This window comes from Micromonospora sp. LOL_013 (genome assembly GCF_048060315.1).
Taxonomy (GTDB): domain Bacteria; phylum Actinomycetota; class Actinomycetes; order Mycobacteriales; family Micromonosporaceae; genus Micromonospora_E.
This window is the reverse complement of sequence record NZ_JBHMIQ010000066.1, coordinates 1-13,894: the sequence shown is the minus strand read 5'-3', so window position 1 is coordinate 13,894 and position 13,894 is coordinate 1. Positions and strand designations below refer to the sequence as shown.

At 70.7% G+C, this 13,894-nt stretch carries 10 protein-coding genes and 2 pseudogenes; 5 read left to right on the top strand and 7 right to left on the bottom strand.

The annotated features are described in order from the left end of the window. Nucleotides 1–140 precede the first annotated feature (140 nt). Nucleotides 141–334: pseudogene (locus ACFHWS_RS27875) on the top strand (AraC family transcriptional regulator); the annotation flags it as partial. 181 nt (nt 335–515) lie between these two features. On the opposite strand, the gene ACFHWS_RS27870 reads toward ACFHWS_RS27875, so the two are convergent. The 7 genes and pseudogenes from ACFHWS_RS27870 to ACFHWS_RS27840 form a co-directional block, all read right to left on the bottom strand. Continuing rightward, nucleotides 516–1,439 (bottom strand): nitroreductase/quinone reductase family protein, encoded by a 924-nt coding sequence (locus ACFHWS_RS27870; RefSeq protein ID WP_416556670.1) that lies wholly within the window; start codon nt 1,437–1,439, stop codon nt 516–518. Nucleotides 1,440–1,696: 257 nt separating this feature from the next. Further along, nucleotides 1,697–2,008, bottom strand: a pseudogene (locus ACFHWS_RS27865) (sugar nucleotide-binding protein); the annotation flags it as partial. Nucleotides 2,009–2,380: 372 nt separating this feature from the next. After that, on the bottom strand, nt 2,381–3,613 hold the full coding sequence (locus ACFHWS_RS27860) for an RCC1 domain-containing protein (protein WP_416556669.1): 1,233 nt from the start codon (nt 3,611–3,613) through the stop codon (nt 2,381–2,383). 471 nt (nt 3,614–4,084) lie between these two features. Next, nucleotides 4,085–5,389, bottom strand: a complete 1,305-nt coding sequence (locus tag ACFHWS_RS27855) for an aminotransferase class III-fold pyridoxal phosphate-dependent enzyme (RefSeq protein WP_416556668.1) — start codon at nt 5,387–5,389, stop codon at nt 4,085–4,087. Beyond that, complete coding sequence (locus ACFHWS_RS27850; RefSeq protein ID WP_416556667.1) at nt 5,386–6,339, bottom strand: transketolase C-terminal domain-containing protein; 954 nt, start codon at nt 6,337–6,339, stop codon at nt 5,386–5,388. The genes ACFHWS_RS27855 and ACFHWS_RS27850 overlap by 4 nt, the downstream gene beginning before the upstream one ends. Continuing rightward, nucleotides 6,336–7,367 (bottom strand): thiamine pyrophosphate-dependent enzyme, encoded by a 1,032-nt coding sequence (locus ACFHWS_RS27845; RefSeq protein WP_416569509.1) that lies wholly within the window; start codon nt 7,365–7,367, stop codon nt 6,336–6,338. The genes ACFHWS_RS27850 and ACFHWS_RS27845 overlap by 4 nt, the downstream gene beginning before the upstream one ends. A gap of 149 nt (nt 7,368–7,516) precedes the next feature. Next, nucleotides 7,517–8,752 (bottom strand): MFS transporter, encoded by a 1,236-nt coding sequence (locus ACFHWS_RS27840; RefSeq protein WP_416569508.1) that lies wholly within the window; start codon nt 8,750–8,752, stop codon nt 7,517–7,519. A gap of 292 nt (nt 8,753–9,044) precedes the next feature. Here ACFHWS_RS27840 and ACFHWS_RS27835 point away from each other — a divergent pair, with 292 nt between their 5' ends. The 4 genes from ACFHWS_RS27835 (at nt 9,045) to ACFHWS_RS27820 (ending at nt 13,707) form a co-directional block, all read left to right on the top strand. Further along, nucleotides 9,045–9,803 carry a ferritin-like domain-containing protein gene (locus ACFHWS_RS27835; protein ID WP_416556664.1) on the top strand — a complete coding sequence of 253 codons (759 nt, stop codon included), beginning with the start codon at nt 9,045–9,047 and terminating at the stop codon, nt 9,801–9,803. A 213-nt stretch (nt 9,804–10,016) separates the two neighbouring features. After that, the gene (locus tag ACFHWS_RS27830) at nt 10,017–11,870 is read left to right on the top strand and encodes a RiPP maturation radical SAM C-methyltransferase (RefSeq protein ID WP_416556663.1); all 1,854 of its coding nucleotides are present in this window, start codon (nt 10,017–10,019) and stop codon (nt 11,868–11,870) included. A gap of 1 nt (nt 11,871) precedes the next feature. Continuing rightward, nucleotides 11,872–12,420 carry a DUF5825 family protein gene (locus ACFHWS_RS27825; protein ID WP_416556662.1) on the top strand — a complete coding sequence of 183 codons (549 nt, stop codon included), beginning with the start codon at nt 11,872–11,874 and terminating at the stop codon, nt 12,418–12,420. Nucleotides 12,421–12,432: 12 nt separating this feature from the next. Continuing rightward, nucleotides 12,433–13,707: a cytochrome P450 gene (locus ACFHWS_RS27820; RefSeq protein WP_416569507.1), complete on the top strand. Its 1,275-nt coding sequence runs from the start codon at nt 12,433–12,435 to the stop codon at nt 13,705–13,707. The last annotated feature ends 187 nt before the right edge of the window (nt 13,708–13,894 follow it).

The window sequence follows — 13,894 nt, the reverse complement described above, 5'->3', positions numbered from 1 at the left end:
CATCAGGAGTCGCGCTCGTCCCGCAACTCAGCCGATGTCCGATTTTCAACACGGACAGAACCACCCAAGCCGGAACAACGCCGGGGCCGTGGGACATAACCAAGGCCGCTCGAACTCAGAATTGGCCGGAATGGGCTGCGATGGAGCAGTCAATCGAGGTGGCAAGCAACCGCGCAGTGACCACCATGCGCAACAATCTCGGCAACCCCCTGACCATTGATGACATCGCCCGCGCGGCCACGCTCAGCAAATTTCACTTCACTCGGGTGTTCCAACGGGTCACCGGGTCTCCCCCGGCCGATTCCTCTCCGCCTTGCGGCCACAATACGCTGAGCAATGTACGCCAGTCGAAACAGCACACCCCTATCGTCGCCCAGCGCTCGACGTCGACCACTGTCGCGATTCAGCCGTCCCGAACCCGCGCCGGGACCGACCATTCCAAGGCTTGCTGATCAACAAGCTGTGACAAGGAGGGATGAGGTTTTCGGCATCTACACCGTTTCAGGGCATTCGGGTCACGAGTAGCCGGGCGCCGCCGCAGTGGCGTTGAGCGCCTCGACGACAATCTCCTCCTCGTAGCGGAAGTGCGCGTCGAGCTCCGCGGTGAGCCGGTCCACCTCGTCGCGCAGCAGCAGCGGGTCGCCGGTCGCGGGATCGTAGTCGCCGACCAGCCGCTGGATCTCGCCCTGCAGGTGGGCCACGACCTTGTGCTCTTCGACAAGCTTCTCGAGGGCCGGCCGCAGGGCCGGGAACTGCCGCGCCAGCGCGGGGAAGACACCCATGTCCTCGCCGACGTGGTGCCGGTTGAGCGCGCCGCAGAAGGTCAGGCAGTGCGCCCGCATCTGCTCACCGAGCTCGGGCGCGGGCAGCCGAGGCGTGACGCCGTCGCCGGTAGACATGGCCTCGTCGACCTGGCGGCGCAGCTCGACGAGCTCCTTGCGGAGCCAGTCGTGCACCTCCACCAGCCAGTCGCCCATGCCCTTGACCCGCTCGGCGCCCGGCTCCGGGTCGAGCCGGTGCAGCACCACGACCGGGATCCGGCGCGTCGTGCGAGCCTGGTAGTCGCCGTAGCCGGGGGCCTGCTCCACCACCTTGGCCCAGAGCTTCTCATACTCGTCGCCGTCCGGGATGGCCGCCATCGCGCGGTACTTGTCCGTGCCGAACTCGACGGTCACCGCAGGGTCGTGCCGGATGTTGTGGTACCAGGCAGGGTTCTTCGGAGCGCCCATCGCCGAGGCCACGACGACCGATTTCCCGTCGACCTCCAGATAGCCGAGTGGCACTGTGCGCTGCTCACCCGTGCGTGCGCCGGTGGTGGTCAGCAGCGCCAGCGTGGCGTCCTGGAACATCCCGCCGACCTTGCCGCCGTTCTCGCGGAACTCCTCGATGATTCGACGCTGGAATTCGTTGACGTCGAAGTTGGCGTACGTTTCCGTCATGCAATCCCCATCCCCTGTGTGATCGGATGGAGGACGATTCCCAGCCAGGGACAGGCGCGATGAAACCCCGCAAGCCGTACGCGGTGGCAGACGCGGACTTCACCTGTAATCAGGATTGTCAGGGTCTGCGATCAGGTGCCGAATATGTCGGTCCTGTCAGGGCTGGAAAGCCGCTACCTCCATGCGTAGGCCCATACAGGGCTCGACCCAAACTACCATTCCTCGCGACGCACTGCAACGTGCTCGCGGCACCGTGGTCACGTGACCGAGCGGCGTACCTCGTCGAACGCCTCACGGAAGGCAGCACGCCAGGGACGCAGCGGGGCCATCCCCGCCGGCCACCACCGCTCGTGCCCCAGCACGCTGTACGCCGGCCGCGGCACCCGCCTCGCGAGCCGCTCGCTCGACGTCGGACGGACCGGGGCCGGAACGGCACCGAGGGCCGCGAAGATCTGCCGGCCGAACTCGTACCAGGTCGTGTCGCCGCCGCCGTGGTAGATACCCGCCGGTGCGTCCCCGCTCCACCCAACGCAGCCGAACCGCACGAGGTGGGCCGCCAGGTCACGGGCGCCTGCACCTGCTGGTAGTCATGGAGGTAGCCACCCGGCGGGGCCATCTCCTCGGCGTCACGGCGCACCCAACCGGGCAGCGGGTGACCCAGCAGGCCCGCGACCTCGCCTTCGACCTAGGCGAGCGCGCCAATCGGTCCCGCCGGACCATGATCCGTCCGCCGTCATCCCCACCGACAAGCCCATACGCCGCCGAAGACGCCTCAACGGGATAATCAACGAGTACCACCGAGCAGCCTGAAATGATCATCAAAGCACCAGTTCACCGCCGATGAACCAGTTTTGGCACGGGGCAGGGCCGCGCTGCTCAGGTTGAGCGGCGCGGCCCGTACGGCGGTTTCTGACTGCGGCTCGGCGCGGCACCGGCGGCGCTCAGCCCAGCATTGTCACCTGTGCCGGGGTCGACCGGTGGGTGGTGGTGCCGTCACCGAGCTGCCCGAACGTGTTGTCACCCCAGCACCACAGGCTGCCGTCGATGCGTGCCGCGCAGGCGTGGTAGGTGACGGAGAATCCGTCCGTCCAGGTGGTCGCGGTGCCGACCGATGCCGGGGTCGACCGGTGGGTGGTGGTGCCATCACCGAGCTGCCCGGACGAATTCTTGCCCCAGCACCACAGGCTGCCATCGGTACGGGTCGCGCACGACGAGTCGAGGCTCGCGTCCACGCTTGCCCAGTTGCTGGCGGTGCCGATCCGCAGCGGGGTGGTCTGGGAGCCGACGCCCCCGCCGATCTGGCCGTACCCGTCCTCACCCCAGCACCACAGCGTCCCGTCGACGCGGACCGCGCAGGTGTGTACGTAGCCAGCCGTCACCTCGGCCCACGTCGTCGCGGTGCCCACCTTCGTCGGTGTCGCCCGGTAGCTCAGGATGCCGAGACCGAGCTGGCCGTCCGAGCTACTGCCCCAGCACCACAGGGTACCGTCGGTCCGAACGGCGCAGGTGTGGGCGTAGCCGGTCGTGACGCTCGCCCAGGTGGTCGCCGTACCCACCTGCAGCGGGGTCGTCGCCTTGTAGGGAGACAGGCCGACGCCGAGCTGAGCGTGACGGTTCAGGCCCCAGCACCACAGGGTGCCGTCGGTCCGAACGGCGCAGGTGTGGTTGCTGCCGGTGCTGACGCTCGCCCAGGTGGTGGCGGCGCCTACCTGCACCGGGCTGGTCCGTTTGGTGGTCGAGCCGTCGCCGACCTGCCCGCTGGAGTTGTTGCCCCAGCACCAGAGCGTTCCATCCGTGCGTACCCCGCAGGTATTGCCGCTACCGGCGTCGATACCCGCCCACGTGGTGGCGCTGCCGATCTGAACCGGACTGGTCCGGTTCGTGGTGGTCCCGTCGCCGAGCTGGCCGTAGAAGTTGTTGCCCCAGCACCACAGGGTTCCATCGGTCTGGGTCACACAGGTGTGCAGATTGCCGGCGGCGACCTGGGATGCCGACGTGGCGGCGATCGCCACCTCCCGCGCGTTCCGGTCGGCGGAGCCGACACCTGCAGTTGCTGCGCCCGCCGTGAACCCGATTGCCAATACGGTGATCCCGACGGAGGCCGTCACCGCGACAGCGGTTCGGGCTGCCCGCCGCCATCGCATCCGCAGCCAACTCTCCTGGCGTTCGTTCATGTCCTGTTCTCCCAGACATCGTCGGTTCCGGTGAGGCGGCGTTGCCCCGGCAGGTCACCAGCGACCCGCAACTACATGCCAGTGAACTATACATCGATGCAGATCGAACCCTTACCGAGGCCACGGGACACCGTTGCCAGTGACGGGAATGCCCCGCATGAGAGCACTGTAGGAATACGTCACATGAACGCGCTTTCCTGATGATGTATGGTCAGCCGCGCCACCAGGATCGCGGCGTAGTGCTGGCGGGCCTGCTACCGCCACCAGTACCTACGTGGACAGTGGCAGGCTGGTGGAGGACTGCACGACAGCACCGTCTGCCAGTCGTACGCTGAGGAATGCGACCTTGTCGGCGGCACCTCGCCACGGTTTCTCCGGACACTCCCCGGACATCGACCGAATGGCCGTTGCCTGACAGGTCGGCCACTCCGTCCGGGCAACTGCGACGGCGGCGATGGTGGGCCGTGCCGGCTACCGCGCGCCGAGGTGCTCGGCGGCGTACGCGGTGATCGTCTCGCGGAGGATCCCGGCGAGTTCTGCGCACTCGTCGGTGCTGATGGTCACCGGCGGCAGCAGCGGCATCACGCCGTCGGAGTAGCTGGTCAGCAGCCCGTTGTCCCGGCAGGCCAGCCGGAGCCGGTAGACGTCGCGCACCGTCCACGGCGTACCGTCATCGCGGTAGCGCAGCTCCAGGCCGAGCAGCATCCCCTCACCGCGTACGTCATCGACGTGCGGATCGTCGGCCACCGTGTCACGCAGGATGTCGCACAGCTGCCGGCCACGGTCGCGGACGCCGTCGAGAAACCCGTCGGCGGTGAGGATCTCCAGGACGGCGAGGCCGGCGGCGGCACCGAGCGGGTGCCCGTCGGTGGTGCTGCCATTCGGGAAGCCGAGCCGGAACGGCGGCTCGGCGAGCGCGTCGAAGATCGAATCGGCGACCGCGAGCGCGGCAAGCGGGAAGTAGCCGGCACTGAGACCCTTGCCGAGCACGATCATGTCGGGCGGGCTGGGCAGCCGCTCGCTGACCGTCATCGCCGCGACCCGGCCGGCGCCGGTGGTCACCTCGTCGGCGACGACATGGATGTCCCGGGCCCGGCAGTAGTCGATCAGCGCCGCCAACTGGTCGACGCTGGCGGCATGCAGATAGTTGCCCATCACCGGTTCGACGATGACGGCGGTCACCTGCGACGCGCCGAGCCGGTCGACGACACCGGCGACGGCGTCGAGCAGTCCGTCGCCCCCGGCGACGTGCACCACACGGTCGTCCAGCGGCGCCGACCACTCGTGCAGGATCTGCTCACCGGTGAGCGCGGTGGCCAACGGCCCGGTGCCGTGATAGCTGCCGTGCACCGCGATGATCCGGTCACGGCCGGTCTCGCCGGTCATTCTGCGGTGGAAACGGGACAGCATGCCGGCCGCCTCGGTCATCTGGCTGCCGGTATTGCCGAACCGGATGTGCCGCAGGGTCGGCGGCAGCGTCGCGGCGAGGGCGGCGGCGTACCGCACGGTGACCCGGGGCGGATGCTCGTAGCGCATGACCGTGCCGGACGGCAGCTCGTCGAGCTGGCGGCGCATCGCCGCCTTGACCGGCTCGCACGAGTAACCGAGGGTGACGTTCCACATCGACGAGCGGGCGTCGAGGTAGCGTCGGCCGGCCTGGTCGACGGCGTAGCTGCCGTCGCCGCCGACGAGGAACATGTCCGGGTCGGAGTCGGCGAGGAACTCGCCCATCGGGGTGATGCCGTGCCAGGCGTGGTAGGTGGACCGGTCGATCATCGGATGACTCCTCGGCGAGCGACGGACACGACGCGTTCCTCGTCCGGCAGCAGGGCGGCGCTCAGTGGCGGGCTCACCGGCGCCGGGACCGGCGCACCGGCGAGCAGGTCGAGCCGGTGCGGCGCGACCGCGCCGGCCCGCACCAGATGCAGGCCGAGCGCGGACATGACGCTGACGCCGGCCGGGGCCTCGTCGACCAGGATCACCTGACCACCGACGGCCCGGACCATGGCGGTGACGCCGTCGAGGTCCAGCGGTGCGGCGGTACGCAGGTCGACCACCTGGGCGTGTAGCCCGTCCCGGTCAAGGACGGCGGCGGCCCGCAGGCAGGTGGCGACGGTGTTGCCGATGCCGACGAGGGTGAGGTCGCGGCCGGGGCGGGCGCGGCCGGCGACGCCGAACGGCAGCGCGGCGTCGGTCGGCTCCGGCTCGGGCAGCGACGCCCAGTCGGCGGCGTACAGCCGGGGCGATTCCAGCACCACCACCGGATCCGGGTGCACCAGCGCGGTGCGCAGCAGCCCGGCGGCGGCGTTCGGTGACCCGGGAACCGCGACGACCAGCCCGGGAATCTGGCTGAGCAGGCCGTGCGCGGCGTGTTCGTGCTGGGCACCGAGCTGCTCGCCGCCCTGGGTCAACCCGCGCACCACCACCGGTACGGTGAACTGCCCGTCGGACATGTACCGCCACTTGGTGGCCTCGTTGACCAGCTGGTCGAAGGCGGTGAACAGGAAGGCCGCGCGGGCGATGCTGACCAGCACCCGGCGGCCGAGCAGCGCCATCCCGACCGCCATGCCGAGCATGGTGTTCTCAGCGATCGGCAGCCGGACCATCCGCTCGGCACCGAACAGCTCGATGAGGTCGGGCTGCTGGTACGTACAGAACATGCTCATCGTGGGCTGGTCGGCCAGGGCGCCGCGGACCGCCCCGACGGACGGGTGCCGGCGGGTCATGCCACCGGCTCCCGCACCGTGACGGCCTCCGGCCAGGTGGCACCGGGCGGCCAGGCCGCGGCGGTGACCGCGGTGACCGCGCTCGCCGGATCCGGTCGGTCGGCGGCCAGCGCGTCGGTGAAGACCTCGGCCAGCTCCGCGGTGACCTGCTCGCGAATCTCGACGGTCCGCTCGTGGATCTCGACGGTCCGCTCGTGGATCTCGGCGGAGAGTCCGGCGAGGGCCGCCTCGACGCGGGACAGCGGATCCTGGGCCAGCCAGCGCTCGCGTTCGGCGGCCGGACGGTACTCACCCGGCGGCTGGGGGCCGATCTGGGCATGGAAGTGCCGCAGGTAGGTGTGGGCGACGAGGACCTGCGGGCGGCCGGCCCGGCAGTGGGCCAGGGCCGCCGCCGCAGCCCGGTGCACCGCGGCCACGTCGTTGCCGTCGACCTCGTCGCAGTCCAGCCCCAGGCCGCGGGCGACCTCACCGGGGGTACGGTGCCGCACCAGGTCGCTCGGGGTGTGGTCCTGCCAGCCGTTCTCCTCGCAGACCAGCAGCAGCGGCAACCCGAGCACGGCGGCGACGGTGAGCGTCTCGTAGGCGGCACCGGCGCCGAACGCGCCGTCACCGCAGAACGCGACGACCGCCCGGCCGCTGCCGGCGGTCTTCTCTGCCAGCGCTGCTCCGGCCGCGATCGGCAGCTGTGCGGCCACAATGGAGCTGGCACCGAGCAGGTAGCGGGACCGGTCGGCGATGTGCATCGACCCGGCCTTGCCGCCGCAGACCCCGCCGACCCGGCCGAGGATCTCCCGGGCCAGCCCAGCGGCCGCCACCCCGGCGGCCAGCGCGTGCCCGTGGCACCGGTAGAAGCTCACCACCCACTCGTCGGGCTGTCGGGCGGCCAGCACCCCGACCGCGACAGCTTCCTGCCCGGTGTACGGGTGGACCGATCCGGGCACCTGGCCGGCGGCGGCGCACCGCAGAACCTGCTCCTCGAAAACCCTGATCCGAACCATCTCGCGGTACGCGTCCGACAGGTCCATCATCTGGGCGTTCCCCGTCCCTGCGCCGGCGGAGAACCATGCACCGGCCGCATCGGAAGCAATCATGATCACCTGCTGAATGTCGCTAATTATAGGTGACTGATCGACGCTGGTCGCAATACTGAAATTGGTCGGGTCCGGTCAGGATGTGGTCAGGATGTGGTCAGGTTGTGGGTGGCCACCCGCCGGGAAACGACGGTGGCGGTGCCCAGAAAAGCTACGGCGGCGAAGCAGATCAGGGTGGGCAGCAGCCCCCAGAGTTGCGCTGCGACACCAGCGAGCAGCGATCCGACCGGCACCGCCAGCACCGCGAGCGCCCGACTCAACGCGAGCACCCGGCCCAGCAGCGGGCCGGGTACCACGGACTGCTGCAGCGACACTGAGGCGATCAGCCAGACCGTGGCGCAGTACCCGAAGATCATCTCGTAGACGATCAGGGTCAGCACCGACGGCGTGACGGCGGCCAGCGGGATCAGCATCAGAGCGGCCCCGGCGAGCGGGGCGAACACCGGGACCACCCGGGGATGGCCGAGCCGGGCGATCACCCGTCGCGCGGTGGCCACGCCGACGACGGCGGCGACGCTGTTCACCGCGAAGGTCAACCCGAGCACCCACGGCGACAGGTCGAGGACCCGGTAGGCGTACAGCACGTAGAGGCCGCCGATCGCGGACCCGCCGAGGTTCAGCGCGGCGGCGGTGACCGCGATCCGGACCAGCTCCGGACGGCCGCGTAGCGCCGCCACTCCGTAGCGCAACGCCCGTAGTGGATGTTCCGGCACCGGCGGCGTCCCGCCCGGCCGGGGCCGCAGCGCGGCGAAACCGGCTGCGGCCAGCGCCTGCGCCGCAGCGTTCGCCGACATCGCCAGCGCCCCGCCGAGGGTCTGCACCAGCCAGCCGGCCAGCGCCGGCCCGGCGATCTGGCCGGCCGACTGGGCACCGGCCAGCGCGGCGTTCGCCGGCACCAGCCGGTCCGGTTCGACCAGTTGCGGCACGGTGGCCTGCAGGCCGATGGTGACCAGCCCACCGAGGATGCCGGACAGGCCGGCCACGGCGTACAGCAGCGGCAGCGAGAGCACTCCGGCCAGCGCGGCGACCGGTACGGCCAGCACCACGGCGGCGGTTCCGGCGCTGGCGGCCATGAGCAGCCGGCGCCGGTCGACGACCCGGTCGACGACCACCCCGAGCAGCGGTGCGGCGAGCGCCTGGGCGCCGTACTCGAGGGCGAACAGGGTGGCCGCCGCCACCGGCGAGGCGTGCAGCGCCACCACCGCGACGGTCGGCAGGGCCAGCGCGGCGACGTGGGTACCGACGACGCTGGCGGCCTGAGCGGCGACGGCCGGGCGCAGCGGTCGATCCACCGCGATCGACGTGGCGAGACGGCCGGGCATGGGCACCACTCCTCGGCTCGGTCGGTCGGGTCACCTTCCCACAGCCGCGGTCGCCATCGGAAGTCACGGTGATCAAGGTAAATACCCTTCGCCCGTTTCCTGGCCGCGAACCGACCACTGGCCGGCCCGGTAATGCTTGCCGTTCCGGCGCGAGGTCATTTATGCTCATCACATCGTGCGCCGCAGACGGCGCGCATCCTCGCCGAGGCACACGAATCAGCGCACCGAGAATCTCCTGCTTGTCGTAATCCCGTGACCGACGCTGGGCGGCAAGCCTGTTGGGGAGTTGCCAATGGCACTCATCGATGCCAATGATCTTGATTGCAACGAGTTGGCGTACCGCGTCTTCGGCATGACCCGCGACAAGACGCCGTGGCGCGCCGCGGACATCATCGCCGACGGGCCGGCTGACCCCAGCTGGGAGCGGGCCGAGCTGGCCTGGCGGATGTCCTCGCGCGGCTACTACGCCGAGCAGGCCGGGCTGGTCGCCGCCGCGACACTGGCCGCGCAGACCGAGGACGCGCCGCTGCGGTTCAGCCTCGCCCTGGCCACCGCCGACGAGGCCCGACACGCGGACGCCTTCTACCAGTACGCGAAGCTGGTCGGCGGCGGTGAGCCGGAGCCGGAAGCGCCCGAGCTGATGGAGCCGCTGGACACGGCGCTGACCCGGCTGCCGTACCTGGGCCGGGCGCTGGTGCACACCATGCTGGAGGGGTTCGCCGCCGACGAGTTCATCCTGCTGCACGAGGTGTTCGCCGGTGACCCGCTCGGCCTGCTCTACCACCACGTACGCCGCGACGAGATCCAGCACGTCGCGATCGGCCTGAACTACCTGGCCCGCGAGTCCGCCACGGGCGAGGGGCGCGAGCTGTGGCGCGAGTACGGGTCGCAGTGGCATGAGATCGGCATGCGACTGACCTACCTGGACAAGATCTCGGTGTCCCTCGCCGATTTGACCGGCCGCGAGCCCGACCGGCTGCGGCACTGGTTTCTCCGCCGGCACCGGGCCCGCCTGAGCGCCGGCGGAGTCGACATGGACGGAGGGAGGTGAAGATCTTGACCATCAAGAAGGTCACCATCAAGACGCCGGCTCACGGCACCTGCAAGTACCTGGTCCCGACTCGGAAGGCCGAGAAGTGACCGCGGCCGGCGAAGCGTGGCTAGGACCGCGTGGAGGGCCGAAGACGTGATCGGCCGGATGGGGCGGTCCCGCCCCATCCGGCGCACCTCGGTACGACGCGCTCACCAACTGGAGGCCCGGCCCATGTCCGTATGTCTGGTCGCCATGCCCTGGCAGGCCATCGAATCACCATCACTGCCGATCGGGTTGCTCAAGGCGGTGACCGTCGCCGCCGGGCGGCCCGCCCCGACGGCGTACCACGGCAGCCTGCGCTGGGCCGAGTTCCTGATGGAACGCAGCGGCGGCGAGCTGAGCCCGGCCGACTACACCGAGGTCGCCGAGGTGGGCCTGTTCGACGGCCTCGGCGACTGGGTCTTCGCCGGGGTGCTGCACGACGACCCCGAGTTCGGCGTCGAGACGCTGCGCCGCTACGCGGCCGAGTACGGTACCGGCATAGCCGGCCCTACCGCGATGCGCCAGTACGCCGCCGACTTCGTCGAGCTGGCCGCCGCCGAGATCCTCGCCAACAATCCCCGGCTGGTCGGCTTCACCACCACGTTCATGCAGAACGTGCCGAGTCTCGCGGTCGCCCGGCGGATCCGCCAGCTCGACCCGGGCGTACGGATCGCGTTCGGGGGCGGCAACTGCGACGGCGCGATGGGGATCGCCCTGCACCGCAACTTCCCGTTCGTCGACTTCGTGGTACGCGGCGAAGGCGAGGTCGCGTTCCCGATGCTGCTCGACGCGCTCGACGCTGGTGACGACCTTGACGCCCGGCTCTCGCGGATACCCGGGCTGTCCTGGCACCGGGCCGACGGCACCGCACGGCACAACCCGCAGGGCGCGCTGCTGCCCCCGGCACGCATCCCCACCCCGGACTTCGACGACTGGTTCGACCAGCTCGCCGCATCGCCGGTCGGCGAGTACATCGAACCCAAGCTGGTCCTCGAGGGCGCCCGGGGCTGCTGGTGGGGCGAGAAGCACCACTGCACCTTCTGCGGGCTCAACGGCACCGCGATGACGTTCCGGGCCAAGCCCGCCGAACGCATGATCGCCGAGATGACCGAGCTGGTCGGCCGGCACCAGACCCTCGACGTGATCATGGTCGACAACATCATCGACAACCACTACTACGCCGAGTTCCTGCCCCGCGTCGCCGCGCTCGGCTGGGACCTGCGGCTGCACTACGAGGTCAAGTCCAACCTACGGCCGACCGAGATCGACGCGCTGCGCGCGGCCGGGGTGGCCCACGTACAGCCCGGTATCGAATCGCTGGTCAGCCCGGTGCTCAAGCTGATGGACAAGGGCGTCTCCGGCGTCCACAACGTACGGACTCTGCGCGACTGCGAGTCCGCCGGGCTCACCGTGTCGTGGAACTGGCTGTACGGGTTCCCCGGTGAACGCCGCGTCGACTACGATTCGGTGCTGCGTCAGCTCCCTCGGCTGATGCACCTGCAGCCGCCGGCCGGTTCGTCGCGAATCCTGCTCGAACGCTTCAGCCCGTACTTCGAGAACCCGGTGCTCGGCTTCCCGACCCGCCGGGCCGCCCGGCTCTACCAGCACGTCTACGGCCTGCCCGAGAACGAGCTGGCCGACCTGGTCTACCTGTTCGACACCGAACCCGCCGGCCTGTCCGAGCAGGACGCCGAGCCGTTGAACGAGCTCCTCAAACGCTGGACCGACGGCTATCCGGCCAGCGCGCTGCAGCTGCTCACCGGCCTGGACGCCGACGAGATCGTGATCGTCGACCGGCGGGTCGGCTGGCCGGACCACGAACACCGCATCGCCGACCCCCGGCTGCGCCGCGCCTACGCCGAACTGGAGCACGGCCGTACCGTCCCGGCCCTGGCCGGGCGGCTCGCCGCCGCCGGGCTGCCGGTGGAGACCGACCGGCTGGCGCGGTGGCTGGCCGAACTCGACGACGCCGGGCTGGTCTTCGAGGAGAACGGCCGCTGGATAACCCTGGCGACCACCGCCGAACCGGTCAAGGTGGCTTGAGATGGGTACGGCGACGCTACTCACCGACCGTACCGATCTGGCCGCCTGGTCGCTGCGGACGGTGACCCTGCCGGAGCCGCTGGACTTCGGCCACTCCCCCGAGCAGGACCTGGCCCAGTTGCGTTTCCTGCGCGCGGTGACCAGCCACGCGGTACGGCTGCGCTGGACCCTGCGCGGGCGGCCGTCGTTCCCGCTGGACACCCACGTACACCTGGTCGCGCCGTCGGCCGGCACCGACCAGGCCAGCCGGGCCTACGCCGGCGAATGGGGCCTGGCCTACCGGTACGGCAGCTGCTACTACCGTCGCGGGCCGGGGATGGTGGTGGTCAAGGACGTCCGGCCCGGGGTCCAGGCCAGCCGGATGGTGATCACCGACGGCGCGGACGCGTTCCTGCGGCTGGCCGAGGACCCGTCCGGGGTGCCGGCGCCGGGCGACGTCGACGCGGCCGCCGTCGCCGTCGAAGCCGGGCTGGCCTGCGCCGCCGGCGACGCAGTGCTGATCCTGCCCTACCGGATGCGGCACTGGCCGGTGCCGCACGTGGCAGTGTGAGGCGGTTCGACCGTGACCGCATCCGCGCCGCACGACCCGCAGCCGCACGACCCGCAGCCGCACGACCCGCCGCTGTACCCGTTCCGTGACTACGACGAGCTGGAGCTGGACCCACGGTTGGCCCGGCTGCGCGCCGAGTGCCCGGTGTCCCGGATCCGGCTGCCGTACGGCGGCGACGCCTGGCTCGCCACCCGGTACGCCGACGTGACGACGGTGCTCGCCGACCCCAGGTTCAGCCGGGCCGCCGCCTGCGGTCCGGACGTGCCCCGGCAGACCGAGGCCCCGCCGGTGGCCACCACCATCCTGGATCTGGACCGACCCGAACATGGCCGGCTGAGACGCATCGCGGCCAGCGCGTTCGCCCAGTGGCGCATCGAGCAACTGCGCCCGAACGTCCGGCAGGTCGCCGCCGAACGGATCGACGCGCTGCTGGCCGGCCCGGCACCGGGCGACCTGTACGCGGCTGTCGCGTTGCCGGTGCCGCTGACCGTGCTGTGCCACGTGCTCGGCGTACCGCTGGCCGACCGCGACCGGTTCCGCGCCTGGACGCACGCGCTGCTGATGCCCGGGCCGATGCCGGCCGATGAGTTCCGGTCGGTCGCCGCCGCACTGGAGGACTACCTGCGGGAGCTGATCGCGCACCGCCGTGAGTCGGCCACCGGCGACCTGCTGAGCATGCTGGTCCGGGCGACCGACGACGGCGACCGGATGACCGAGCAGGAGCTGGTGTCGTTCGGTGTGACCCTGCTCGCCGCCGGGTTCGAGACCACGGCCAGCCAGCTGGCCAGTTCGGCGTACCTGCTGCTGCGCCACCGGCGCCTCTGGGAGTTGCTGGGCCGGGAGCCGGACCGGGTGCCGGCGGTGGTCGACGAGCTGCTCCGGTTCGTGCCGCTCAACGGCGGCAGCGGGCTGCCCCGGGTGGCGACCGAGGACGTCGAGCTGGGTGGGGTGACGGTCCGGGCCGGGGAGGCGGTGTTCGCCTCGACCATCTCCGCCAACCGTGACGACGAGGTGTTCCCGGACGCGGATACCTTCGACCCGGACCGTCACCCGACGGCCCGGCATGTCACCTTCGGCTACGGTCCGCACCGCTGCCTCGGGGCCTGGCTGGCGACGATGGAGATCCAGGAAGTGGTCGGCGCGCTGGTCGCGGCGGCGCCGGGTCTGCGGCTGGCCGACCCGGACGGGGTACGGTGGCGCGCCGGGACCATCGTGCGCGGCCCGCTCGCGCTGCCGGTCGACTGGCCGCCTCAGGCCGAGCAGTTCCGGTCAGGTCAGCCGGAGTGACCGCTCCCAGTCCACCGCCACCCGGTCAGGGTCGACGGAATCTACTTTGACCTGCAGCACCCGGCCGGGTGCCACTGACCCGGCAGACGAGGCGTCGAGGTACTCGCCGGTTTTGACCAGGTATCGGACCCTGATGGCTTATTCGGCCGTGTACCCGTCTCCTTTGGTGGGTCAGTAGGGTTGTGTG

Coding starts and splice junctions, on each gene's coding strand:
- ACFHWS_RS27830 (WP_416556663.1), top strand. CDS start 10,017: ATGTCCGTATGTCTGGTCGCCATGCCCTGGCAGGCCATCGAATCACCA.
- ACFHWS_RS27855 (WP_416556668.1), bottom strand. CDS start 5,389: ATGATCGACCGGTCCACCTACCACGCCTGGCACGGCATCACCCCGATG.
- ACFHWS_RS27845 (WP_416569509.1), bottom strand. CDS start 7,367: ATGATGGACCTGTCGGACGCGTACCGCGAGATGGTTCGGATCAGGGTT.
- ACFHWS_RS27840 (WP_416569508.1), bottom strand. CDS start 8,752: ATGCCCGGCCGTCTCGCCACGTCGATCGCGGTGGATCGACCGCTGCGC.
- ACFHWS_RS27850 (WP_416556667.1), bottom strand. CDS start 6,339: ATGACCCGCCGGCACCCGTCCGTCGGGGCGGTCCGCGGCGCCCTGGCC.
- ACFHWS_RS27860 (WP_416556669.1), bottom strand. CDS start 3,613: ATGAACGAACGCCAGGAGAGTTGGCTGCGGATGCGATGGCGGCGGGCA.
- ACFHWS_RS27825 (WP_416556662.1), top strand. CDS start 11,872: ATGGGTACGGCGACGCTACTCACCGACCGTACCGATCTGGCCGCCTGG.
- ACFHWS_RS27870 (WP_416556670.1), bottom strand. CDS start 1,439: ATGACGGAAACGTACGCCAACTTCGACGTCAACGAATTCCAGCGTCGA.
- ACFHWS_RS27835 (WP_416556664.1), top strand. CDS start 9,045: ATGGCACTCATCGATGCCAATGATCTTGATTGCAACGAGTTGGCGTAC.